Source organism: Mesorhizobium sp. B2-3-15, assembly GCF_006442875.1.
GTDB classification, from domain to species: Bacteria; Pseudomonadota; Alphaproteobacteria; order Rhizobiales; family Rhizobiaceae; genus Mesorhizobium; species Mesorhizobium australicum.
Genome location: NZ_VFVO01000008.1, coordinates 59412 through 82668, shown reverse-complemented (window position 1 = coordinate 82668; position 23257 = coordinate 59412). Strand labels below are relative to the sequence as shown.

Below are 23257 nucleotides of genomic sequence, written 5' to 3'. Positions count from 1 at the left end.
CAATCTCTTCCAGACACAGAGGAGTTCCGCATGAGCGAAGACGCCTTCAACATGTCGATCCGCAAGTTCCTAAAGGAAGTCGGCGTCACCTCCCAGCGCAAGATCGAGGAGACGGTGCGCGAAGGGCAAATCGGCGGCGAGAAGAAGAAGAAGTTGAACGTCCGCATCACGCTGACGGCGGAAGGTACCGGCCTCAACCACGTGGTGGACGGCGAGATCGAACTTCCATAAGCCAGGCGAAACGTCCGACGCGGCCGAAAACGTCGAGACGGGAATGGGGTCTTGTCGGATCCACGCAGTACCGCTCACCACGCTCTTGGCTATCGGCCCGACTGGTGCCGTTCGACTACAAGCGAAAACGAGGCCCTCGGCCCGTTGCGGACTGCGCCGCTCATTCGACATCGACATTGGCCAGCGGCCACGCCGGGCCATCGCCAGTCGCCTCCTCCCGGCCAAGCTCCCGCAGCACCTGGCTTGCCGACACCCGCCAGGCAAGCCATTCGAGACGATCATGGGCGATCTGTTCAATGTACTGACCGTAAACCTGCGGATAGGCGGTCCTCAGCCAAAATCGATGCTGCGGACAAAGCGCCATTGCCGCAAACACCTTGTCGCGCCACGCGTTCCGGATCTCCGGCTCGAAAAGATCGGGCTGAACACGCACGGTCTTCGGACCTCTCCAGGAGAAAGGCTCCAGAAGGACATCACAGCTCCACTTCACTTCCTGATTTTGTGTCACGGTTCCTGCGCAAGCTCTTGGTGGGGCCAGCGATGTGCTCGCAACTTCATCCGGTCATCCTCGCGGTGGCGCCGTTGGCTTTAAGCGCCGCCATCAGCATCGGCCCGACGGAGAACTGCCCTGCCCTCGCCTTTTCGGTCAGCACCCGCAGATAACCGCCGGCCGAGTTGATATGCTGCGCCCTTTGCAGGATGCAGGCAATCACGATCGCGGCGACCTCCTGGCCCATCACATGGCAAGCCTCTTCATAGGCCGAGGGCGACACGCCAAGGTAGCCTCGCACCTGAGCCGCGGTGATCATCAAGTCGCGCCAGTTTGCGATCCCGTCGGCTGCATAGTCGGCAATCTCGGGGCAGGCTTTCAGCACAAGTCCGATCGGATAGCCTTTCGGCTTCTCGTCGGCTGCCCGTCTTGGTTCGACCGTCGCCCCGCTTTTCTCTAAAGCAGGTTCAAATTCAAAAGTAGAGTCGGTGTTTGAATCAGATTGCTGCCGCTCAGTTTGGGACTCATTGCCGCTCGGAATTGTGAAATTCATGAAGCTTTCCAGCATGCTATCCACTTCGTCATGGAGCATGGTCAGCTCAGCAACGATCCCTCCCAGCTCAGGCAACCCTGCCCGCCTCGGAATCGCCTCCACGATGGCCCTGAACCGCGTCCAGATGGCTCCCCAGTCGCCAGGTGCGCCCTCGTCGATCGCGGCCTCGACCAGCTTATGGATGTCACGGCGATGGAGCGTGATCCGCTCCCGCATCAATTTGAGCGCCCGGCTGTCGGCGCGAACCTGCTCGGCCGCGCGCTGGAACTCCTCAGCCCGCGTCAGCAGCGGCGCCAGTGAGAAGCCAAAGGCTTCCATGACGGTCCCCCCCTGCCCCTTGCGAGCGAACCTTTTGCCGTTCGGACTGTCACGGCGGATGATTAGACCGCAGGTCACCAGTTCGGCCAGATTCCGGCGCAGCGTGGAATCTGCCATGCCGTGCGCTCGCATTGACAGCTGGGCGTTCGAGGGGAAGACCATAAGGCCGTTTTCCTCACTGATCTGGTCGTCCGGATAGAATGACAACAGCCCGCTCAGCACGGCCAAAGCGCGGTCTCCCACTCCGATGATCGACTTGCCCTCGCAAAGCCAGCGATAGACCTGCCATTTCTCCACGGCAGACCCTTGCGGGATCTCTCGTGCCGCCACGTTCGCCTGCACCAGCGCAAGCGTCATCGGCCGCCGCCCAAAGGGCGTCGTTGCGGTATGCGTTCCCATTTCTCTTCCACCTATTGCTAGGCAAAAGAAATCAGCTCGCCAAATCGGCGCCAATGACTCTTGACAGTGATTCGTGGATTTGCGATTCTCAGACTGCTTAGATCATGAGAGAGGCTTCCACGACGGCGACGTCTGGGGGCCTTTTTCTTTTGCGGGTTAGTGCTCCTTAGTCCGTTATCTTTTGAAGGAATTCGTCGTAAAGCGCTTGCAAGCGCTCCCGAACGAAGTTGGCGAATTCCGGTTCGATACGCTTATCGAAGGCGAAGGTCGTCTTGGATTCGCTGTCGCTGATGCTGACCAGGCGAGAACCGTTGGGTGCTGTCCATAGCGTCCGGTCGGGCTTTTTTGCCGGAATCTTGACCATGTCGTAAACTGACTGGAAGCGCTCGTCGCTGGAGAGCGCTGCGAATTCGGGATCCTGGATTGCCTTCAGAGCTCTGGCGCGCTTGGCCCGCTCTTCGAGCAGATCGGCGAGCTCGGCCCATCTTTGGCGACCGAACGATTCAGCGGTGCCGATGGCCTCGATGATCTCCGCCGGCAGGTGCGCGACCAGCGCAATCATCTTTGACAGCGCTGCCTTGTCGACCCCAAGCGAGGCCATGATGATGTCGCGCGAGAAACCCCTGGCTTCGAGCTTTGCCGCGAAATAGCACCTTTCGATGTAGGAAAGGTCGCTGCGACTGTTGTTTTCCTGCCCTTGGCTGACGACGAGCTGCTCGTCGGTCAGTTCCCTGACGACCGCGCGCACCATCCGGCCGAGTTGCCGAACCGCAGCCAATCGACGGTGTCCGTAGGCGACCTGGTAGCGAGCGCTGTCGCCTGGATGCGGCCGCACCAGGATGGGCACCTGTTGTCCGTGCTCGCGTATCTGATCGACGAGCGCCGTTCGTCTTTCGTCGGTGATGCCCAGGCGATCGACCACGATAGACTGATCGATAAGGCTTGGGTCGAGTTCGACAACCGCCTGCCCTTCCGATAATTTGCGCTCGATTTCGTCGGCACGCTGGGCGCGCGAGTTTATATTCTCCAGCGACTGCGAGATGGCGCCCACCGGCCCGCCCGGCTTCAATGGTCGATCAAGGCCCATGAGGGGGCGTACAAGCGAGGTCCTGGCGGCGTCAGGCGGTGCCTGCTCGCCAGCAGCCTCGGACAGTTCGAAAAGGTTCTTGCGGGCCATGATTATTTCCGCCCCCAGGTTTTGCGGATCAGCTCCTCGATTTCGCCGTTGACAAGCGTCAGGCTCTCAAGCGCTCGGTCGTAAGTCCCGCGCGTGAATTGTCCGCGTTCAACCTCATAAAGGGTCTGCTTGGTCAGTCCCGCATCGGAGATCGCGGTCGACTTGAGCATTGAATTTTCGAGAACCCGGTTGCCGAAGATCGAGCGCATAAACCCGGCCATCTGGCTTTGCGGGCCGTCGTTCGGCTCGAACCGGGTGACCAGGTAGCGCATCCAGTCATAGTCGGTGTTGCCGCCGGCGTTCTCGACGACGGTTAGCAGGTCTGAGGTCATGAGCAGGAACTGGGACATCGACATCACGTCGAGCATCTGCGGGTGCACGGTGATGATGACGGCCGTGGCCGCGCATAAGGCAGACAGCGTCAGGAAGCCCAGTTGCGGCGGGCAATCGATGACCACGACATCGTATGCGGCCTCGATTTCGGCCAGACATTCGCCAAGCCTGGCAAAGAACATGGTGCCCGGCTGGCGGTTGGCCAGCACTTTCGGCGTCTCGTGCTCAAATTCCATGAGCTCCAGGTTGCCGGGGACCAGATGCAGGTTGGGTGTATAGGTCGAGCGGACGATTTCCAGAATGCTTCTGCATTCCGAATCGTAGCGGATCGCGCCGTAAATGGTCTCGTTGGGCCCGACATCGAGTTCAGGCTGATGGCCGAACATGGCTGACAGGCTGGCTTGAGGATCAAGGTCAATCGCAAGAACCCGGTAACCGCGTAACGACAGGAATTGGGCAAGGTGAGCCGCGGTGGTGGTCTTGGCGCTGCCTCCCTTGAAATTCATCACCGAGAGAATCTGGAGTTTCTCCCCTCCCCTTCGGTGACGTATGTATTTTCCCGGCGCCTTTGAGTTTGCCTCGTCGAGCACCTGGCGAAGCCGGTCGATGTCCCCCACGGAATACAGGCGCCTTCCGTTCGCCTGTGGCTGCGGCCCGTGGCCTTCGGAGACGATCTGGCGCAGGTAGCCTTCATGAATGCCGATGAAATCAGCAGCCTCGCCGGGCGTGAACAAGCGTATGCCCTTTTGCGCGGTCGGCGGGAAGGTCCTCGCCTGGTGCGCCTGCAGCTGCCTCGATAGCTCGGTGGCGTCCGCGGCGATGAGTTCGCGAAGGCTTTCACCCGCCGGCCTGCCATGGCTGACCTTGTCCAACACGACCCTCTCCTGATCTGCGCATTTTAGCGAAAGAGAAACGTAAATGCGCTGATTAAGATGAACTGATTCTGGACGGCCGACAAACGCTTTTTGGTTAACAAAAGGTTAACGCAGCTGATCGCTGAGCGAGTCTGCGGGGACTTGGAAAGTCCAAAGAATCAACGTGCGAGTATACTATGTCGGCAAGACATCTGGGGGAGCTTTCTCGCGCATACTTTGGGTCACCCTCGCGCCGGGGCATAGCCGCGCGCCGCAGTGGGCGCTGACGGCGCGCGAATTGGGCGCGGTGCGTCTTGTTCGGTTGTACATGTGCAACCCGACTTGAAGGTGGGCGCTGGAAGCCACTGGCGTGAGCGGCATTTTCTCTGCTCGCGGCGTGGGGCTGTTAGGGTTGCCGACAATTCGCGCGCTGCGGCAGGGCCGGCCCGTCGCCTAGGCGGCACTAATGCATCAGGGTCATGGAGCCGGAGTTCGCGCGATGGCGTTCGATGGGTTTGACCCAAAGCACGATGTGACTTCGCGCATTGTGTGGTGCTCGAGAATTCTGCCGTCAACAGAGCCATCACACTTGCGGGACCGACGTGCGAGGAGCCCTGCCCTGCTCGAAGCCCAAGGTGTACGTGTGCAACTCATCTGGATAACGCCCAGTCCAGCCACCTCGACTTGTGCGGCCGTGACAACTGCGCCCGCCGATTAGCCGCGCGGGACGTTGTCGTCGCCGGTGAATCGCGGAAAGCTGCAAGGGCAGCTCGGCCGTTGAGCAGAATGGAATGCGGCTTACTGTTGTTGACGCAATGCGACGACAGCTACACCGCCGTCGGCAGTTGTCCGTGTACAACTCAATAGGCGCTCTCACGGCCCAGTCGCCGGCGAGCTGCTCGTCGTAGCCGCCCTGGGGCAATTCCCGCCCGGTTCCCGATCAGTGCGCCTTGCCGCGATCGCTCTTGGCGATTACCGGCGGTGCCGTAGGCGTCTGCTTAGACCGCAACCGATGTCGCGGCGGAATTGGCTCTAAGCGGCTCGGCCCCCTGGTCGGGACCGACGGCGGATCTCGCGCAAGATTGAGCGCGTGCAGCTGCTCTGCCAAATCGCAGCGCCTGGAGCCAATTGCGCACCAGTCCTGATGACAGTCTATGCCAAGCGGTCGACATCACGGCCTCGCTTGAGCAGTTTTCTCATGTGCAACTTCATCAAGCACAGGATCAGCCAGCTGGATCGGAAAGAGAGCCGCAGTATCACTCGGGCTGCAACAATCCCTGGATCTCCCAGCTGCCTACGTGCGAGACAAGCTCAAGGGCCTTGAGGTCGATCTGGGAAATGGACTTTGTCTCAAGCCGTCCTCCAAGCGCGCCTGAGGCTTCGCCGCAGTTGTACACGTGCAACTCGCTCCTGGCGCTTGCTGGATGTCTCTCGGACCCAGCAGCGGTGAGCGGCCCGGCAACGCCCATCGGCAGTGACTTGCCAATAGTACACCAGGGCAGGGGCAGGCTTCCAGAGCATCTCCGCTGGGTCGCCGCTGCAAACGTCTCAGGCGAACCTCTCAAGGGCAGCACAGTTACACGTGGACAACTTCGACCACAGTTTGCGCAGCCGCACAGACACGCGCCAAGGCAAGGACGTTGCCGGCATCAAGGTGCACGATATGGAGGTTGGCGCTGTGGACGCAAAAGCCGTGCGCAAGAAGCTCGATCTGACGCAGGACCAGATGGCAACCGTGCTCGGGACCAGCCCATCCGGCTACAAGAAATGGGAGCAGGGAAAAAGGCACCCGAGTGGCGCTGGGGGCACCTTGCTTCGCATCATGGAGAGAGGCTGTGCTGCGAGCCCTGTCGTCTGAGAAGGAAACGACCAAAAAAGCTGCTGGTGCATCACACTGAGCACCGTAGGGGAGCGGGCTTTTCCTACAACCCGGACGCCCCTGTAGCGCTGAACGATTGACGGTGCTGATATGTGCGCGTTGGCGGCCCGATCTAATGGCGACGCCCTATGCATGGGCCGATCAACTCGACCAGCCGGGGTTGAAAATTGACCTTCTGTGTAATACCTGTTTGGCATTCGGTATTACCAAGGAGCGAACATGACCACCACCGTCACAGCCAAGGGACAGGTGACCATTCCGAAGCCGGTTCGTGATCTTCTCGGCATTGTTCCTGGGAGCAAGGTCGATTTCCGTCGCGCCGCCGATGGCAGCGTGGTGCTTGCGCGCGCCGACAAGAAGCAGCCCGCAAGCCGCTTCGCCAAGTTGCGTGGCCATGCCGGCAAGGGGCTCGATACCGACGCGATCATGGCGCTGACGCGTGGTGAATCGTGACGCTTGTCGACACCAACGTCCTCCTCGATCTTGTCACCGACGATCCCAAGTGGGCGGACTGGTCACTTTCTCAGCTTGAAGCAGCGAGCCTTGATGGGCCGCTGCTGATCAATGACGCGGTTTATGCTGAGCTTGCTGTTCGGTATGAACGCATCGAGCACCTCGAGGCGTTTGTCGACGGTGCTGGGCTCGAAATGACGTCCATACCGCGTGCCGCCTTGTTTCTGGCGGGCAAGGTTTTTACACAATATCGGCGGGCCGGTGGATCGAGGACCGGTGTGCTGCCCGACTTCTTCATTGGTGCCCATGCGGCTGTCGCCCAGCTGCCGCTGCTGACGCGCGATGTGAGGCGTTACCGGACGTACTTTCCGTCATTGAAACTGATTGCGCCCAACATGTGAGCCGCCGCAACGGCAGGGGAGGGGCCTTCTACCAGCGCCTAAAGCCCGGACGCCTTGGTGAGGTTGACCCGGAAGCGGTCACGCCGCCGCTGATACCTGCGGGTCATCTCGGCCGAAGCATGGCCAAGCTGTTTTTGCACATAGCGCTCGTCGACCTCGGCTGAGGAGGGGAGGCGCTTGAAAGCTGCCCAGCACTGCCATATATTTTGTACAGGAAATATGACTCTCAATATGGTAGGATGAATTCTGTGGCTCATGCACTGAAGATCCCCGAGCAGAATGGACCTCTCATCTTGTCCTATATGGACCGGAACGGGAAGATTGCGATCGAGCAGGTCGCGGACGGGTTTGGCATGTCCAAGGGCCAGTTGGCCCAGACCGCTGGTCTTGCGCGCGAGACCCTTTATCGGTCGGAGCGCAGCGCTACGGTTAAGACACAGGGGCGTCTGCGGGAAATGCTCGAGATCATCAGCCGCGTGACGGATTGGGCGGGCGGCAAGGAGCAGGCGATGGCCTGGTACCGGGCTCAGCCGCTTCCAGCTTTTGGCGGACGCACTGCTGAAGCGCTGGTGAAGGATGGCAAGGCAGCTGCGGTCCGTGATTATCTCGATCACATGGCCGTTGGTGGTTTCGCTTGAGGTTCGTTGGAACCTGCTACCGCGCACACGATCCACGTTGGGCATTCAAGCCGACTTCCGGCGAAGGGGCGGCGATCAGAGGTGCGCGATTTAATCCCAAAGGGGTGCCGGCGCTCTATTTGGCGCTGACCATCATGACAGCGGTCAAGGAAGCCAACCAGGGGTTCGCGCACCGGATCGATCCGTGCGTGCTGTGTTCCTATGAGATCGACTGCGATGACATCGTGGATCTGACAACGGACGAAGTGAGGGGAGAATTTTCTATCGCGCTCGAGGAGATGGCCTGCGCCTGGGGGACGGCGCTCAGCGACGGAGAGCGCCCAACGTCCTGGTCCATCTACGACCGCTTGCGACCTCGAAATATTGCCGGCATCGTTGTCCCAAGTTTCGCGCCGAGCGCCGAGATGGAGGATCGCAACCTGGTCCTTTGGGACTGGGGTCCGGATCTGCCGCACAAGGTAACTGTATTCGACCCGAGTGGCCGGCTGCCGAAGGACCAGCTATCCTGGCGATAACGCACTCTCGGCATCCGAAGGGCAGGGGAGGAGTCTTTCGCCTTACAGGCCTGATGCTTTGGTGAGATTGACCCGGAAGCGGTCACGCCGCCGCTGATACCTGCGGGTCATCTCGGCGCTGGTATGGCCGAGTTGCTTCTGCACATAGCGTTCGTCGACTTCGGCCGAGGAGGCGAGGCCAGCGCGCAAGGAATGGCCAGCAAACATCATTCCGCGTTCGCCTTCCGGCAGGTCGCCGCGTACGCCGGCCGCCAGCGCGGTCCGCTTGACCAGGCGGGCGACCTCCTGGTCGTTGAGCCGATCGGCGCCAACCGCCTTGCCCTGGCCGGTGACGCGCCGGAACAGCGGTCCGTGCGCGATACGGGCGAGCTTGAGCCAGGTCTGCACCGCGACAACCGGGCAGGTGGCATCTGACGAGCCGCGCCCGACTTCGACCTCCCGCCAGCCGGTCTTGCCGCGAAGGGAAACGAGCATGCCCTTGTCGAGGATCTCGATCCAGCCGCGGCCGTCCTCGGTCTGGTCGCGGCCGACATCCAAAGCCACGATCTCGGAGCGGCGTAGGCCGCCGGCAAAGCCGAGCAGCAGCATGGCGCGGTCGCGCAGGCCGCGTAAGGTTCCGCGTTCGAGCGTTTCCAGCATGGCGATCAGATCCTCGGGCAGGATCGCTTCCTTCTGTCGCGGCGGGGCGGCGTGCTTGTTGCGTATGCCGGCCATCACGGTGGCGATATGGCGGTCCTTCCTGTCCAACGGCTGGCCACGCTGGGAAAAATTCCAGGTCAGCGAGGACAGCCGACGTTCGATCGTCGACACGGAATTGGGCTTCTTGTCGCCGGTCGCCTTTCCCGAGGCGCATGCGGTGATGTAGAGCCCGACCACCTGCGGATCGGGCGGAAACATCTCGATGCCCTGCCGACGGCACCAACTCGCAAAATGCTTCCAATCTGCCGCATAGGCGCGGCGCGTATTGGCGGAACTCGCCGCCTCGACATAGTCGCGGGCGCGATCGGCCAGCGCGTCGAGATGCGCCGGCAGGCGGGGATTGGCGACGGCCGGAACAGGGGAGGGGGCTTTGTTCGGCTGCTCTTCCGGCGCGCCGCTCATCTCCATGACAACGTCGATGATGTCGGGCAAGTCGTCGGCAATCGAGGCGTCGGCCTGAGCCGAGGCCGCCGGCGCAATTTGGTCGACACCCGCCGGTGTTTTCTGTGGTTGAGCGGAGCGATGCCGAGCGCGCTTTGCTGGGTTTTGATCGACGAGAGAGGCCATTCCCTCTATAAAGAACATAACGAACGATAATGCAAGATTATCGTTCGTTTTGGCCGCTCGACAGGCTGTGCGTTTTGGCGCAACAAGCGTAGCGCAAAGCGCACCGACGCTTTACCCTCCAAATCATGATTCGCCTCGATCCCGCGACCGCCAGATCCTCTGCGCCGCCCTCCGTTCCGGCTTGGGCGATCACAAGCGCTGGCGCGCCGAGCGACGGCGACGCCGCCTTCCGGGCCGGCGCCGCCCTGGGTGCCCTCGACACGCTCGCCCGCGCGCAGCCTGCCTGGGCCGGCGCTTGGCGGCAGCGGCTGGCGCTTCGCTGCGCCGCCGCCAGCATGCGGCTCGCCGGCCGCGCCGAGGATGCGGCCGCCTTGCGCGATGCCTGGCATTTGCGTCCCCCAGGTGCTGATCCCGGTCCCGCCGGCGCCGTCTTTGGCGCCTGGCGGCAGTTGGCCAGGCAGCCGCCCGCTGCTACGCCCGGCCGGCTCGGGAAGATACTCGACCAGCTTGGCCTCCATTGGGACGGCGACGCGCTCGCCGACCTTTGCACGCAGATCGAAAAACTCGCGGTATCCCAGCGGTCGGCGCCGTTCGACGCCGCGGCGATCGCCGCTGAGGTCGTCGCCATGCGTCCCGATGCCGAGCTCTTTGGCTGGTGGCTCGCCGACCTGGTACTGGCGCAACGCCTGGGCTGGCCGCAGCCCCTGCCGCTCCTAATGGCGCAGGTTTTTGGACCATCCTTCCGCACCGAGGCCGGTGGTGGCCGGCGCATCCGGCCCGGGGACAAGAATTTTGAGCGGGCGGTTTGCATCGCGCTCGTTGCGGCCGCCGCGGACGCTTGTCGGTTGGCCGCCGAGCTGTCGCGCCGGGCCGAAAAACTCCTGGCGGTGGCGCCGAAACTGCGCGCCAAAGGCGCCGGCGACGTAATCTTTCTGCTGCTCAGTGAAGACGCCGTCTCCGGATCGCTGACGACGAAAAATCTGTCGCGCTTTGCATCGCGGCGGCTGTTCGAACGGCTGCAGCAACTGGAGGCCGTGCGCGAGCTCTCCGGCCGCCCCACATTCCGGCTGTTCGGGCTGTAGCGATGAGCGAAGCGTCCGCCCGCCGCAATCCAAACGATCAGCCGGCGCTACTCGACACCGAACTGGAACATCTGCCGGCGGAACTGCGCTGGCGCGAATGGATGGGCCGGGTCGAAGCGGTGATTTTTTCCGCCAGCGAACCGGTGACACGTAGTCTCCTCGCGCGGGTGGTGGGGAAGAACTGCAATCTCGAGCTGATCATCGACGACATCCGCGCCGAGCTCGCCGGCCGCCCCTACGAGCTGGTCGCGGTCGCGGGCGGCTGGCAGCACCGGACCAAGAAAGCCTTCGGAGACACCATCCACGCCGCATTCGGTACACCTGCGGGGCAGGGTGCGAAAGAATTGTCGCAATCCGAGGCGCTGGTGTTGATGTGCATTGCCTATTTCCAGCCGATCACCCGCGCAGAGCTGTCGACCTTCTTCGGCAAGGAGGTGTCGCGCGATCTGATCGGCGTTCTGCGCGCGCAGGATCTTATCGCCTCCGGGCCGCGCAGCCCGCAGCCGGGCGCCCCCTACACCTATGTGACGACAAAAAACTTCCTGTCGCAGTTCGGGCTCGACACGCTGCGCCAGCTGCCGGATTTCGAGGCGCTCGAGGACGCAGGGCTGCTGTCGAAGGAAAAGCTGCTGGCGGGAGATATTCCAACCGGATTGGCAAGCGGGGAGAGCGACGGGGACGAGGATGCGCCAAAGACAGAGGTCGTTGAAGATGAAGTGCCTCCAGCGGTCGTCTCTGGATCTCGTCGTCAGCGATAGGTCCCAATCCACGACCAGGATGATTGATCTTGCGGCAGGCGAAACACAGCGATGACGTTTGATCTGACAAAATTGGGCTGGAAAGCCTTTCAGGATCTCGCCACGGTCGTCGCGGCTGAGACCCTGAAACGCCCGGTGCAGACCTTCCTCGGGTCGAACGATGGAGGTTTCTTGGGACTTGGACCCGTGACGACGGTCAGCCGATCAAGTTGACGCCCCAGTGCAAGTACACGGGAAGCCGGGCGCCAACCTGACGTTGGCCAAATCTCAAGAGCGAGCTGCCGAAGGCAGTGCTGCTGGCTCAGAACGGGCTCGCTGAAGATTATGTGATCCTGACCTATGCGGGCGTCTCGGGTGAGGCGGACAGGAGATTTGCGCCGCCTTCAAGGCGGCAGGCGTTAAGCGGTGTCAGGTGTTTGGCGGCTCGTGGCTCCGGCAACAGCTCGACCAGAGTGTCCGTCTGCGCATGCTGGTGCCCCGCATCTACGGGATCGGCGACCTCTCACAAATCATCACCGACCTTGCCTGCAAGCAGGCCAAGGCGATCCTCGAGAATATGGGATCCGATCTCATTTGCTTCGTGCCGACCGACGCCCATCGACAGGCAATCAAGGCGCTCCAAGAGCATCGCTTCGTAATCTTGCTGGGTGATCCGGCCTCTGGCAAATCGACGATCGCGGCGATCCTGGCTCTGGGCGCACTTGACGACGGCTGTATCGGCGCCGTGAAGATCAACGCGCCAGACGAGTTGCACTTTTGTATGGGTTGACGATGCCTTCTGGTCCAATCACTTCGACGTAGACCGGATGAGCCGGTGGAATGCCGAACTCGGCACGATGCGTGCGGCGATCGAGGGCGGCGCCCGCATCATCTTTACGTCCCGCAACTATATCTGGGGAGCGGCCCGACCCCACTTAAAGCAGAGCGCGTTCCCCTTGTTCAAGGAGAGCCAGGTCGTCGTAAATGTCCAAGATCTGACCGATAACGAGCGCGCGCAGATGCTTTATGGTCACATCCGCCGGCTCCAGCCCCAGGCAGTGCGACAGCGGCTGAAGCCGTTTATGCCCGCTGTCGCTGCCAAAAAAGCATTTCTGCCAGAAACCGCACGACGGCTCGGGGATCCGTGTTGTGATCGGCAACGTCACGATCGACGAGGTGCGGGAAAAGATCCGGTGCCAGAAATGCGGGACGCGCGAGTGGATGGAAGCCGAACTGTTCCATCCGACGGGCGAGCAGGCGCACAAAATCCGCTTCCGGCGCCTGGTTGAGATCCGCTGGGAGAAGCGCGTAATCTGGCGGGACGAATAGCCAGCCCCGAGTCGGGATCGCTATTTCCGGCGAAACTGTTGTTTGAGAAGTACTTTACATGCGGGCGGCCGAGCATGGATTCAAGAAATTTCTTCGGCTGCCCTCTAGCGGCGAAAAAAAAGGGCGGGGGCAGCCTAGTCGTTCGGCACCATGACGATCTCGTCAGCCAGTGCGGTGAATCGATGATCCGAGTATCCGGTTTTCAGCGACTTCCGGAACTCTACCATCTCAGCCTCTGAAATGGCTCCGCACCTGGCCAGCCCGCAGACGTAGTGATCGACGTGGATTACCTCCCGCGTGGGATCGTCCGGCCACGGAGCCGGAATGGCGGACTGATCTATTTTCGGAAAGCGCCTGTGCGCCCTGTCGATGATTTCGCGATACCTGGCGAGGTCCTCACGGGCTAGGGTAAATTCCTTTTCCCTATCCTCCTTCGCATACTGCTCCGCCTCCTCCCGTGTGGGGCGGAAATGCTCAATGATCTCGCCTTCGCCAGCAAAACCCTTCTTGGCCGCTCCGGCTCGCGTGAGCGTCCGGGCGAACCGTATGGAGGTCTCGTGGCCATATTTGCGGCTGCAGATTTTCTTGAAATCAAAGAGCCGCCGGGCCGCATCTTCACGCTCGCAAACGAAGATATCGCCGACGCCCCAGTTCTTGTCCTCGATGCACCAGTATTCCTTGAAAGGTACGAGCCTAAGCGGCTTCTTCGAGTCGAAGTCCGCCGACTTCGTTACGATGATGAAATATCCGGTAGTGAAAGCCATGCGACCGCCCCGTGCTTCGTCGCTTCCTATCGGCAGACGATGGGTTCTGCAACGATGCATTAAACGTCGACCAAGATGGACCTCGTGACTTCATGAGCCTTCCCGTTCAAGGCCTATCGAGCGTATCAGGGTCCCGGTGCTCCAGCCCGAGGGGTTCACTCCAATCCCCGGGTCAGCTCTCAGCGGAAATCAAAAAATGCTGATTCCACCCAGCGCTGCTAATTGAGCGACTTCTACGAGAAGCCTTCGAGAAATTCCGATCCCGGCTGTGCGCCAGATACGAACAGGCGGTCCCGCGCTCGCGTCGCGGCGACATAGAGCAACTGACGCTCCGTGGCGATGACCTCGTCCAATTCGAACTCGTCCGCGACGTCTGCGATCCGGGAAGCCAGCGGCAGCACGCCTTCATCGCAGGCGACGACGGCAACGGCACGGAACTCGAGCCCCTTCGCGAGGTGCATGATGCCGACGAGAGCAGATTCTTCGTCCTGCCGACGCGTCGTGGCAGTCCTGAACGACAAGCCGGCAGCCTGGGCGATGGCGCGCGCTCTCGGAAGCTGCTCGGGAGAGCGAACGAAAATAGCGATTTCTCTCGGCGCGATGCCGTCGTCCAAGGCGCTACGGATGAAAGCGGCCGCCGCTTCTCTCTCGGCCGCCTGGTCATCAGCGATTACCACTTCCGGCTCGATGCCGTCGAACACTGACACCGTGCCGCGGCGATCATCTTCCAGCCCATCCACGTCGCGGATCGTTCGAGGAAGAAGTCGATCGGCCATCTGGCGGATCTGCTGGGAAGTACGGTAGTTCACCTTGAGCGTGAAGGAGCGGCCGCGGACATCGATGCCCAGTCCGAGCCAGGAAAATGGCTGCTGGAAAATGCGCTGCCCTATGTCTCCCGCGAAAAAGAGCGCTTCCGGCGTTGCTGGTGCGATCGCAGCGAGGAACCGGAGTTCCGGCACCCCAAGATCCTGAGCCTCGTCCACCACTATATGGGAAAACGGCTTCTCTTCCCGCCCTGTGTAGGTGCTTGTTACATGCTGGAACAACGCCGCCGGTGTAAACAGGGCGCGCTGACGCAATCCTTCACGAACACGCAAAAAAACCTGCCATAATGTCTCACGCTGCTTTTGGCCGAGCCGGTTCTTGCGGCCCATGCGTGGCACGTCCGCGTAAGCGCCCGCGCTCTCGACATGCCAGGCGTCGACCACGTTTTCCCACTCTGAAATCAGGAAGCGAGGCGAGAAGCCGGTGCCGCCGGCGTCGGCGGCGGCCATCGCGACGAGCTTGCGGACGGTGTCCCGGTCGGCCACATGGGCTTTTCGACCCATGGTCAGAGCGTACAGCTCTTCGGCGGTGCGCCGGAACGACGCCACAGTGACGCGATCGGTGACCTCTTGTCGGCCGCCCGCTAGGATTGCGAGCTTCCTTTCCAAGGACTCGGCGAGAGGGTCAGAGAAAGTGGTCAGCAATACGCGAGCTCCGGTACCGCTTCGCAGGATTTGCATGACACGATGCAGAGCTACGACGGTCTTACCCGTCCCTGCCGAGCCGACCACGCGCACCGGGCCGGAATAGTCGCGCTCGACGACCTGCCGTTGAAGCGGATGAAGAAAGACGGCCCACTTCTCAAAGGGCGCGTCGAGAGCCGCCTGAAGCTCTTCGACACCCTCCAGGACCCGGAACCGGCGCATTGTGTCGGGATGCGCGAGGGGATTCGCGACCGGCGGCGCCGGTGGCGGAAGAATACCCGTTGCGGCGTACTCGAGCAGTGCCTCCGCCGCTTCCTGAGGCAGATGTCCGGCAAGCGTGAAGAAGGATTCCTCCGTGGCCTTCCGGACATCGGCGATCCAGTCTTCCGGCACGCCGACGGACAGGATTTGCTCCGCTCCCAATAGCACAAAAATCAGAGAAGCGGTGGCCGGAGGCTGAGCGTCGAAAGCCATTTCCGTCTGGGCTGGGGCGGGGAGCACGGTGATCTCCTCGATCCGTTCTCGAACCTCGACGATCTGGATAGCGCCTGTCGCCGGATGCGTCTCGATGCGCCGCCGCTCCGCCCATTTGTAGGCGTCGTCGTGATGGCCGACATAGGCCAGCATCAGGCTGCCGCCCGTCTTATGGACGATGATGCGGACGTCGCGGCTGGCCCGCACCGACCAGAAGTTCGGATCCTTGGACTTGTCGATGCGGTGAAACTGGAGGCCAGGCTGGTCAGGATTCGCCTGCAGGTCGAACGCTGTCAGCTTCGCCTGCCTCTGTTCATCATTGGCGAGCTTGGCTAGGGATGTAGTGAAGCTGTCGGCGAGAATGGTGCGCAATGTGGCGACTCTCTACTTTCCGTCCTTCGGTGACCGCGAATGCCGGCCACGACGGTATTCCACAACGACTTTCGAAATCATTTCATCACGCTTTAGTTGTTTTGCCGATTCGGGCTTGGGGTCCGCATTCAGTTTCTTCGCCCGCAAGGGCTTGGCCCCTTTGCTGTCGGGACGCGGTCTGCTCTTGGCCTCGTTATCTTTCGCCCGGGGAGGAGTGGCAGACTTCGGGCGAGCCCGGGGAGTCTTCGAGCGTCGAATCAAGATTGCCGCTGGAGTGGGGCCTTCGGACCTGATGCTAATGAACGTGCTTGGCTCCCGTAAAGGCCTCAGGGCATGTTCGCCAGTGACGCTCACCTTGAGGAACCGCTCGTTTTCGAACCAGGTGACTTTATAGGAGCGGGGTGCGAGTTTGGTCGGATGAAATGCGCTGATTGCAGAAAAGCAGCCGCTGACCACGTCACCAGCTACGACGATTTCCTCTGGACACGTGATGGAGAAATAGACCACAGGCCCATCGGCCATTTCGATCAATTGGCCAGTCAGGAAAAGTTGAAAGCCCTTGCGCTCGACTGACAGGATTTCAATCATCTGCCAGTCAATAGGGTAGCCAGAGCTATGAAAACGGCCACCGTCATAGATTCCGAGAAAACTCGCCGCTTCTGCTAGCTCCAGGCGTATTCCGCGCGCACGAGGTTGGGGGCGCGCGGATATTGCGCTCGCTGAGCGCGTGGGGTTGTCAGTGCAGGGGTGCTTCGGCCACGGCGGGCCTAAATCGTCAAAGAAGACGCGGCTGCCTCTGTCGTTCTGGTAATAGAAGACCGAGGCGGCGCAGACCGGACAAACAGCGTTCGGATTTACAAAGCAGGAGGCGTAGCCTCTGCTTGCACGCTGCTCTCGCAGGATACGCTCTGCATCGCGGGTTTGCATCGTGTTGCGCAACTGCGTGCGGTCAACCCTGATATTGCCCCACGTGCTGGAGCACCAACCGCAGCCACAATTAGAACAGTGGTTGTAGCCCCGTCCCATCCATCACACCCCAAATACTTTCAGTACCTCCTCCCGAGTTGATTGATGATCATCAGGACCAAGCGACGCTTGTCAGGATCGGTCGTGAGCCACGGCAGTCGGCAACGTGGGATGTCAAAGCGATAAACCTACGTTGCAAATTCGCGTGGCTTCGGCTGCCGTGGCAACCATCGTCAATTCGTATTCGCGCCCAGGCGGATAGCAGCCCTCGGCCAGGAGGCTCATCCAGATAGGCGAGCCATCCTTTCGCCGGTCCGGCTCCCACTCAAGAGCTGAGGTCAGTTGCCGCGCAAGACTTCCATAAAGGAGATTGGCTGTTTTCGGGCTGTCGCTTTCAAGGGCCACTTTCGCCAAGGTCCGCATCGTTGCCGTGCGCCGCGGGGCATTGGCATGCGCCCGAAGTAATGCAATCTGATGCTCGGAAAGTCCAAGTCGTTCGAATGCCCTACAAAACGCGGCAGCATCGGGCCTTGGTCGCAGGGGTCGAGGCCGAGCCCACGGTGCGGCCAATGACTCGGGATCGAGTGTCAGTCCGCGCCACCAACAAGGACCTGGTTCCCGTAGGCGGATCCTTTCCAGTGTGATTTGCGATCCCGACGCGATCTGCTGGCCCAATGCTCGGCGTTCCGCCAGGCTTCTCATTGTGGCGAACTCTGACCCATATCCGCCCATATCGAGATGCAGACAGAACAGCTCCCATTCGCCAGGAGGCGCATTGAAGCGCTTGTGCAACCTGCTGTGGCAAGGCTTGCAGAGCGGGTAAGACTGCGGTGGCCGGAAGCTGTAGGGTTCGGAATAGTCCTCGGAGTGCCATTCGCTGGGATGCCGGTCAGGATCGCCGCACATTGCACACGGCGCCGCTTCCAATGGCGCGTTCCGACCGGTGAGCTTTCGATGCGCTGATATGATCCTGGCCCGTTGTTGCCAGCTATAGCCGTTGTAGGAATTGCCCATAGTGAAGCTCCGAGAATCTTGAGAGCGTCGTGGCCCGGCGCGGCGGCGCGGGAGGAGGTGAAGCTGGCGGCGACAAAGATGGGCAATGGGCTGGGACCTACTTCATAATCTTATGTATGCAGGCGATTAGTAAATATACATCACGGGTCTTTCATCGGAGGACAGTATCCGATGCTCGTTTCATGATAATATCAAATATCAAACCAAATTTTTCATCTTTTCGTATAACCTGTTGATTTTCTCTAAGCGTCCCTTTAGTTCGTATCTCTCACGAACTACGATATTCCGACTGATGGCGAGAAATGCTCGTTCTCCCAATGGTGTAATATCAAATCCACTAGAGGTATCCTCGATAAAACCAAACTCGCGGAGAGCGTCGAGGTGGGTTTGAAGTTCACTTAATTCCATGTCGCACGCTACCGCCAATCGACTTGCATTGGCGTCGCCATAGCCGGCGATCTTTGCGAGAGGCAGGATGGCCATGGGGGAGAATGCATCCAAGTTGCTAATCTTCGAGGCCAAATCACCTACTTCTTGAGCAAGCCACCGTCGGTAGTTCAAGTTGTCACCGGACAAAATCAAGTCGGCGGTCTCTCTGCGCATTCTGAAATATCTCCTCTCCATTCCGTGGCGGCCCGTGCGTTCAATTACGAACGCATCCGCAGTATGGTTGGTGGTTGAACTACGTTCATCACTCACACCCCAAAGACCTTCAGCACCTCGTCGCCGAAGTGGTTGATCACCTTCACCGCAATGCGCCCAGTCGCCGGTCGCGGGAACGGCCGTGAGGTGTCGGAGTAGAGCGTCGACCATGCGTCCTCGTCGATCTCGGCCCTCAGCGCCGTCTTGAGCGACTTGTAGGGGTCGTTCGCGCCGAGGAAGTAGGCGTGGCGGACGAAGAAGCTCTCCTCGTTGTAATCGGTGTCAATGAACCAGGCGGCGATGCCCTTGGTGTCGGTCGAGCGGATGTCGCCCGTCGAGGGGTCGAACACGTCGACGCCGTTGACCTTCACCTGAAGCCCGCCCTCCGGCGTCTCGATCAGGTCGATGTCCGGCTCGCCGAAGACGACGAAGAGGTTGCCCTTGCCCGTGTTCTTTAGGTCCTCGGCCATGTGCAGGTCGGGGTTCATGCGTGCCTTCAGGATCGGCAGCGGGCCGAGCCGGTTCAGGTCGCTCGCCTGGGCCTCGAAGTTGAAGGCGCAGGCGATCAGAGCGTCGAAGCGGGCGTCGGAGGCCTCGCGCGCGGCGGCGGTGATGTTGGAGCGGGTCAGCGTGCCGAATTCCGGCCCGATCAGGATTCCCGCACGCTTCTCGCGCCCGTCGCCGTCGGCATAGCGGCCTTCGGCGGCCAGCCAGTTGCCCGGCCAGGGCTCGACCGAGTGGAAATGGATCGTGTCCCGGCGCTCCTGGCTGTGGACGCCGGCGGAGCGCAGATGGTCGAGCACCATCCGGCCGAAGTCCTGATCCGGCACATTCTTCGGCGCGGGCTGCATAGTGCCTTCGGCGGCGGACATTTCGCCCGCGAGCGTGTCGTCGCGCGAGGTGACGACGCGGTGCGGCGACAGGCTCTCGACCGTGAAGGGGCCGGCGACGCGCACCTTGGTCTTGTCCTCGTAGGGACGGTCGTAAAGCATCTCGACGTCGGCGGCGCGGTCGATGGAGTCGTCGATCTCCTTCTGTCGCGCGATCCGGCCTTCCCACCAGCGTTCATGCAGCTCACGCACCTGGGCGCTCACGAGCCCGGCCTTGCCGGCGCCGTCCTTCGTCTCCAGCCACTGATCGAGGTCGCGCGGGATTTCCCATTCCTCGAAGTCGGCCTGCAGCCTCTCATTCAGCTCGGCGCGCAGCGGCTCCAGTACCGCCTGCCACTTCTCCCAGAGGTCGTCGATCTGAGAGTTGTCGGCGACATGCTTTAACTTGATACGTGGTGCACGCTCGTAGACGAATCCTTGGCGGATATCGCCCGCAGTTGGTGTTTGCGGCTGAATTCTGCCCGAAATCTCTAGCTCTTTCTCCCGCCCTTCTGGGCTGTCAGCGAGAAGGTAGTAGGGATAGCGCGCAGCCATAAGCCGCGTGCGGGCGAGCGCAAGCGCAACACGGGAGGTGTCAAGGGTGATCCAACGCCGGCCCCATTGCTCCGCCACTGCCGCTGTAGTGCCAGAGCCGCATGTCGGGTCTAGTATCAAGTCTCCGGGATCTGTGGTCATCAAGATGCAGCGAGCCACGGGGGTAATCGCTGTCTGCACTATGTACGTCGGAAATTTCTCACCATGAACGTCGGCCCAAATATTTGGCAGACCGATTTGGTTCCAATCCTCCCAAAAGGCTACACCTCCAAGTGATTCACCTCCTCCGTCAAAGATACGTCCGGCCCGCTCAAGACGTGGCAATCCAACTTCTATGTTGAATCGCCACTGCTTATTTGCACCGCAGGTCTTTGATTTGCCGCGAAAAACGTAGTCGTCGCTCCGGGTCTTGCTTGGGTGTTGGCTAACTATCGGATAGTTAACTCTCGCCCATTTCCCGCCAGCATTAAGCAGATCTTCAATGGTGGTCTCCGTGGCCTTTGCGATATTATTTATGGTGCCATCTGGAAGTATGATAGAATTGAATTTCGACTCTCCCTCCGGGTCACGCCGGGATTCGTAGAGGCTCCTAACCTTGACTTTTCGGGGGTCTTTACAATACCAAATGATTTCATCGAATACCGTCTCAGTAACAATAGTCGAACTTTTCTTCTTAAAAACGATCGTATTTACATAACAAGATTCTCCGAAGACCTCATCCAAGAGTGTGCGAACTCTGTGGCAGTTTTCATCGCTGATTTGGATGAAGATTGAGCCGCTCTCGGTCAGCAATTCCCGAGCGACCATAAGACGGTCGCGCAGATAGGTGAGGTAGGAGTGGATGCCGTCTTTCCAGGTGTCGCGGAACGCCTTCACCTGTTCCGGCTCTCGGCTGACGTCCTCCTTCTTGTCCTTCACGTCGCGAGAGAGGGTGGAAACCTGCCAGTTCGAGTTGAACTTGATACCGTAGGGCGGGTCGAAATAGATGCACTGCACCTTGCCGCGCATCGCCTCGCGCTCGGCGAGGCTCGCCATCACCTGCAGCGAGTCGCCAAGGATGAAGCGGTTCGTCCAGTGCTGGGCGTGCTGGTAGAACTCGGCCCGCGCCTCCGGATCGGCGATGCCGTTGAAGTCGGCAAACAGGTTCGGCTGCTCGGCGCCGCTCTCGCGGGCACGGTCCGACATGCGCCTCAGATCGTCGATCAGGTGCTTCGGGTGGATGGCTTCCTGGCGGTAGATTGGCGGCGCGTTGACCACGAGGTCGGACCAGTCCTGGGAATCCTTGCCGCGCCAGACGAGCTGCGCGTCGCCGAGCTCGAGTTCGCCAGTCTCGGCCAGCTGGCGCATCTGCTCCTTGGTGATGCGGATCTTCGCGCCGTTCCAGACGATCTGCGGGTCGAGATCGCCATCGCGGGTCCGCGTCTCGCCATGGGCCAGCGGGCGAGGGCGGGCCATCGTCATCTCGCGCTCGACATCGCCCAGGAGTTCCTGCTGCTGCTCGAACAGCGACGCCATCTCGGCCGTGGGGACGTTGATGCGCCGCGCCGTATCGTGGGTGAGGGCGTCGACGGCTTTTTGTATCGGCGTTTTGGCCATCAGGCAGTCCAATCAGGTCGTCAGAGAAATTTCTTGATGAGGAAGTTATAGACGGCGACGATCTCATCATCGCGTTCGCGCTCGATGCCCTTGATCGTGAAGTCCGAAACTTTTCCGACGATCGAGCCACTACCCTTGCTCGATCCGTTCCGCACGATACCATCCTTGACGTTGCCGATGGCCGTTCCAGATCCCACGGACGAGCCATTCCGGATCACACCGTCCTTCACATTACCCGCGGCGACGCCCGAGCCGGGCAATGACCCACCTTTGCGGATGACTCCATTCCTGAGATTGCCCAATGCGGTGCCGGAACCGATCGAAGATCCGTCCCGGACTACGCCATCCTTGTAGTTTGCCATATTTTCCCACCCTGTGTGGTCCATCTGAATATTTAGATTCCCAGTCCTGTCCCGTCGAAGGTGGTATTTAAGCCGTGGTCACTTCATCCCAGGAGGATCTGGCCGAGTCGGCCAGGAAGGCGTAGCGATTGCGAAGATATTTCGCCCAGGCATCGTCTGTCGACGCATCGTCGATAAGCGGCGAGAATAGGGATTCAGTCGAGCGGCTGATGAAGTTGTCGGTTTCGATCAGCAGCGAGCGGTAGACTTTGAAGGCGTTGTCGCCCAGCGGACGCATTGCGGGTGAGGTGACACGGGTCAGGCGTCTGTTCGCCGCGGGAGCGATGTGGAGCACGCGGGCACGCTCCGCGCCATCCTCTTGGACAGCTTGCATGCGAGACGCCAGCATTTGCTGGCGGAATAGCTGATAGAACGGTTCCCAAAACAGGTCGGGAAGTTTCAGGTCGGCATTGGTGCGCAACGGGCCGAACGGTGCGAAGGCAATGTTCTGGTATCGGCGAAGACGCTCCGCTTCGCGCTTCGGTTCGGGCGAAGCGCCGTAGGACTCGGTGTACTTCCACTCGATCAGCAAGGTCTCGACCCGGCCCGCCTGCGCCTGTCGGAAGCGCACAATAGCATCGGCGCTGGTGACGTTGGCGCCTCGCTTCGGCGATCCAGTTCGGGGCCATTCGTTGAGGTAATCCTTGCGGCCGATCCATTCGAAGCCGACGAACCAGGGTTCGCCGTCCGGTCCTTTCTCGACCTCCAGCATTTCCGGAAGCTCACCGCCGATGGCCTGCTGGACCAGACGCGCCAACAATTCTGGGCGCGTCGCGAGAGGCATCAGGAAATTCAGACAGCAGACCTGCGAGGAAAGCCCGTGAGCGGCGTGCTGATGCCAGGCAATGGCGTTGTCAGAAAAATAGCGCGCGGCAATGTCGCGGATACCGGGGTTGAGGTTCGAAAGGCGGTTCGAAGGAGCAAGGCGATAGGCGCTTCCCTCGAACCCTCCTTCGCCGGGAAGATGCGCTTCAAAGAAAGCCGATTGACGTGCGCGTTCCTGTGCCACGAAGTGGGGCTCGCGGGGGTCGGTCATGCTTCGGTCCCACCCAGAGTTTCGCGCAGGGCCTTTTCATAGCGCTGTGAGGTGTCCCAGAGGAAATCGGCCGCGGCGTCCCAATTGCCTTCGTCGTTCATGTCGAGATCAAGCCTGCTTGAGAAGAACCTCTCGCTCTCGCCCGAGCTTTTCAACGGGGCGCCAAGTGCGGGGACCAGTTCCTCCTGCCAGTGCGTCAGGCGCTCGCGCAGTTTCGACGCTTTCCCGCCTTCCATCGTGCGGACGAAGACGCGGACGAAGTCAATGCCGGTGGTGATGCTGATCTCCAGACCCAGTTCCGGAATGGCGTGCCAGCGCGCGCCACGAGGCTGTGCGAGGCCGTGGCGAAACTCTTCGCGGTGCCGCCGGATCATGTGCTGCCAGAAGCGCTTGATCACGTCGGTCTTCAAATCGTTGTAGGGGCCGTATTTGACCATGGTCACT

23 protein-coding genes and 2 pseudogenes are annotated in these 23257 nt (G+C 60.8%); 11 read left to right on the top strand and 14 right to left on the bottom strand.

What is annotated here, in order from left to right; genetic code table 11:
* The first annotated feature begins 30 nt into the window (after positions 1-30).
* Positions 31-231, top strand: a complete 201-nt coding sequence (locus FJ954_RS17505; RefSeq protein ID WP_008878415.1) for a DUF6494 family protein — start codon at positions 31-33, stop codon at positions 229-231.
* Positions 232-391: 160 nt separating this feature from the next.
* On the opposite strand, the gene FJ954_RS17500 is transcribed toward FJ954_RS17505, so the two are convergent.
* The 4 genes from FJ954_RS17500 to repA form a co-directional block, all read right to left on the bottom strand.
* Entirely contained in the window at positions 392-739 is a 348-nt protein-coding gene (locus FJ954_RS17500) for a DUF5131 family protein (protein WP_140662143.1), read from the bottom strand.
* 46 nt (positions 740-785) lie between these two features.
* Positions 786-1991, bottom strand: coding sequence for a plasmid replication protein RepC (gene repC / locus FJ954_RS17495; RefSeq protein WP_140662142.1), 1206 nt, complete (start codon positions 1989-1991; stop codon positions 786-788).
* 166 nt (positions 1992-2157) lie between these two features.
* Positions 2158-3168 carry a plasmid partitioning protein RepB gene (repB, locus tag FJ954_RS17490; RefSeq protein ID WP_140662141.1) on the bottom strand — a complete coding sequence of 337 codons (1011 nt, stop codon included), beginning with the start codon at positions 3166-3168 and terminating at the stop codon, positions 2158-2160.
* A gap of 2 nt (positions 3169-3170) precedes the next feature.
* On the bottom strand, positions 3171-4373 hold the full coding sequence (repA, locus tag FJ954_RS17485; RefSeq protein WP_181177841.1) for a plasmid partitioning protein RepA: 1203 nt from the start codon (positions 4371-4373) through the stop codon (positions 3171-3173).
* Positions 4374-5937: 1564 nt separating this feature from the next.
* Between repA and FJ954_RS17480 the strand changes: the two genes are divergently transcribed.
* From FJ954_RS17480 to FJ954_RS17470, 3 genes are all read left to right on the top strand, one after another.
* Positions 5938-6213, top strand: coding sequence for a helix-turn-helix domain-containing protein (locus tag FJ954_RS17480; RefSeq protein WP_140662139.1), 276 nt, complete (start codon positions 5938-5940; stop codon positions 6211-6213).
* Positions 6214-6453: 240 nt separating this feature from the next.
* Entirely contained in the window at positions 6454-6687 is a 234-nt protein-coding gene (locus FJ954_RS17475; protein WP_027170537.1) for an AbrB/MazE/SpoVT family DNA-binding domain-containing protein, read from the top strand.
* Positions 6684-7088, top strand: coding sequence for a type II toxin-antitoxin system VapC family toxin (locus FJ954_RS17470; protein WP_140662138.1), 405 nt, complete (start codon positions 6684-6686; stop codon positions 7086-7088). Before FJ954_RS17475 ends, FJ954_RS17470 begins: the two co-directional genes overlap by 4 nt.
* Before the next feature lie 38 nt (positions 7089-7126).
* Here the strand turns inward: FJ954_RS17470 and FJ954_RS32035 are convergent.
* A pseudogene (locus FJ954_RS32035) lies at positions 7127-7261 on the bottom strand (integrase); the annotation flags it as partial.
* 129 nt (positions 7262-7390) lie between these two features.
* Between FJ954_RS32035 and FJ954_RS17460 the strand changes: the two are divergent.
* Positions 7391-7726 carry an MbcA/ParS/Xre antitoxin family protein gene (locus FJ954_RS17460; protein ID WP_179296568.1) on the top strand — a complete coding sequence of 112 codons (336 nt, stop codon included), beginning with the start codon at positions 7391-7393 and terminating at the stop codon, positions 7724-7726.
* Positions 7723-8241, top strand: a complete 519-nt coding sequence (locus tag FJ954_RS17455; protein ID WP_140662137.1) for an RES family NAD+ phosphorylase — start codon at positions 7723-7725, stop codon at positions 8239-8241. Before FJ954_RS17460 ends, FJ954_RS17455 begins: the two co-directional genes overlap by 4 nt.
* Positions 8242-8283: 42 nt before the next feature.
* Here FJ954_RS17455 and FJ954_RS17450 read toward each other — a convergent pair whose 3' ends face one another.
* Positions 8284-9348 carry a site-specific integrase gene (locus FJ954_RS17450; protein WP_246681104.1) on the bottom strand — a complete coding sequence of 355 codons (1065 nt, stop codon included), beginning with the start codon at positions 9346-9348 and terminating at the stop codon, positions 8284-8286.
* A gap of 284 nt (positions 9349-9632) precedes the next feature.
* Between FJ954_RS17450 and FJ954_RS17445 the strand changes: the two genes are divergently transcribed.
* The 5 genes and pseudogenes from FJ954_RS17445 (at position 9633) to FJ954_RS17430 (ending at position 12655) form a co-directional block, all read left to right on the top strand.
* Complete coding sequence (locus FJ954_RS17445; RefSeq protein WP_140662135.1) at positions 9633-10589, top strand: DUF1403 family protein; 957 nt, start codon at positions 9633-9635, stop codon at positions 10587-10589.
* Between the two features lie 2 nt (positions 10590-10591).
* Positions 10592-11347, top strand: a complete 756-nt coding sequence (locus FJ954_RS17440) for an SMC-Scp complex subunit ScpB (RefSeq protein ID WP_140662134.1) — start codon at positions 10592-10594, stop codon at positions 11345-11347.
* A 51-nt stretch (positions 11348-11398) separates the two neighbouring features.
* Entirely contained in the window at positions 11399-11560 is a 162-nt protein-coding gene (locus FJ954_RS31830; RefSeq protein ID WP_210243320.1) for a hypothetical protein, read from the top strand.
* A gap of 253 nt (positions 11561-11813) precedes the next feature.
* Positions 11814-12306: pseudogene (locus tag FJ954_RS32380) on the top strand (hypothetical protein); the annotation flags it as partial.
* A gap of 169 nt (positions 12307-12475) precedes the next feature.
* Positions 12476-12655, top strand: coding sequence for a hypothetical protein (locus FJ954_RS17430; RefSeq protein WP_140662132.1), 180 nt, complete (start codon positions 12476-12478; stop codon positions 12653-12655).
* Between the two features lie 134 nt (positions 12656-12789).
* Here FJ954_RS17430 and FJ954_RS17425 read toward each other — a convergent pair whose 3' ends face one another.
* The 8 genes from FJ954_RS17425 to FJ954_RS17390 all read right to left on the bottom strand — a co-directional run bounded on the left by FJ954_RS17425 (position 12790) and on the right by FJ954_RS17390 (position 23250).
* Positions 12790-13419: a hypothetical protein gene (locus FJ954_RS17425; RefSeq protein WP_140662131.1), complete on the bottom strand. Its 630-nt coding sequence runs from the start codon at positions 13417-13419 to the stop codon at positions 12790-12792.
* Positions 13420-13652: 233 nt separating this feature from the next.
* The gene (locus tag FJ954_RS17420) at positions 13653-15734 is read right to left on the bottom strand and encodes a 3'-5' exonuclease (protein WP_140662130.1); all 2082 of its coding nucleotides are present in this window, start codon (positions 15732-15734) and stop codon (positions 13653-13655) included.
* 12 nt (positions 15735-15746) lie between these two features.
* Entirely contained in the window at positions 15747-16661 is a 915-nt protein-coding gene (locus FJ954_RS17415) for a hypothetical protein (protein WP_140662129.1), read from the bottom strand.
* Between the two features lie 1251 nt (positions 16662-17912).
* Positions 17913-18317: a hypothetical protein gene (locus tag FJ954_RS17410; protein ID WP_140662128.1), complete on the bottom strand. Its 405-nt coding sequence runs from the start codon at positions 18315-18317 to the stop codon at positions 17913-17915.
* A gap of 92 nt (positions 18318-18409) precedes the next feature.
* The gene (locus tag FJ954_RS17405) at positions 18410-21376 is read right to left on the bottom strand and encodes a site-specific DNA-methyltransferase (RefSeq protein ID WP_140662127.1); all 2967 of its coding nucleotides are present in this window, start codon (positions 21374-21376) and stop codon (positions 18410-18412) included.
* Between the two features lie 20 nt (positions 21377-21396).
* Positions 21397-21738, bottom strand: coding sequence for a hypothetical protein (locus FJ954_RS17400; protein WP_140662126.1), 342 nt, complete (start codon positions 21736-21738; stop codon positions 21397-21399).
* A 67-nt stretch (positions 21739-21805) separates the two neighbouring features.
* A complete protein-coding gene (locus FJ954_RS17395) occupies positions 21806-22813 on the bottom strand; it encodes a hypothetical protein (RefSeq protein ID WP_140662125.1) in 1008 nt (335 codons plus the stop codon).
* Positions 22810-23250, bottom strand: coding sequence for a hypothetical protein (locus FJ954_RS17390; protein WP_140662124.1), 441 nt, complete (start codon positions 23248-23250; stop codon positions 22810-22812). Before FJ954_RS17390 ends, FJ954_RS17395 begins: the two co-directional genes overlap by 4 nt.
* Positions 23251-23257: the final 7 nt, after the last annotated feature.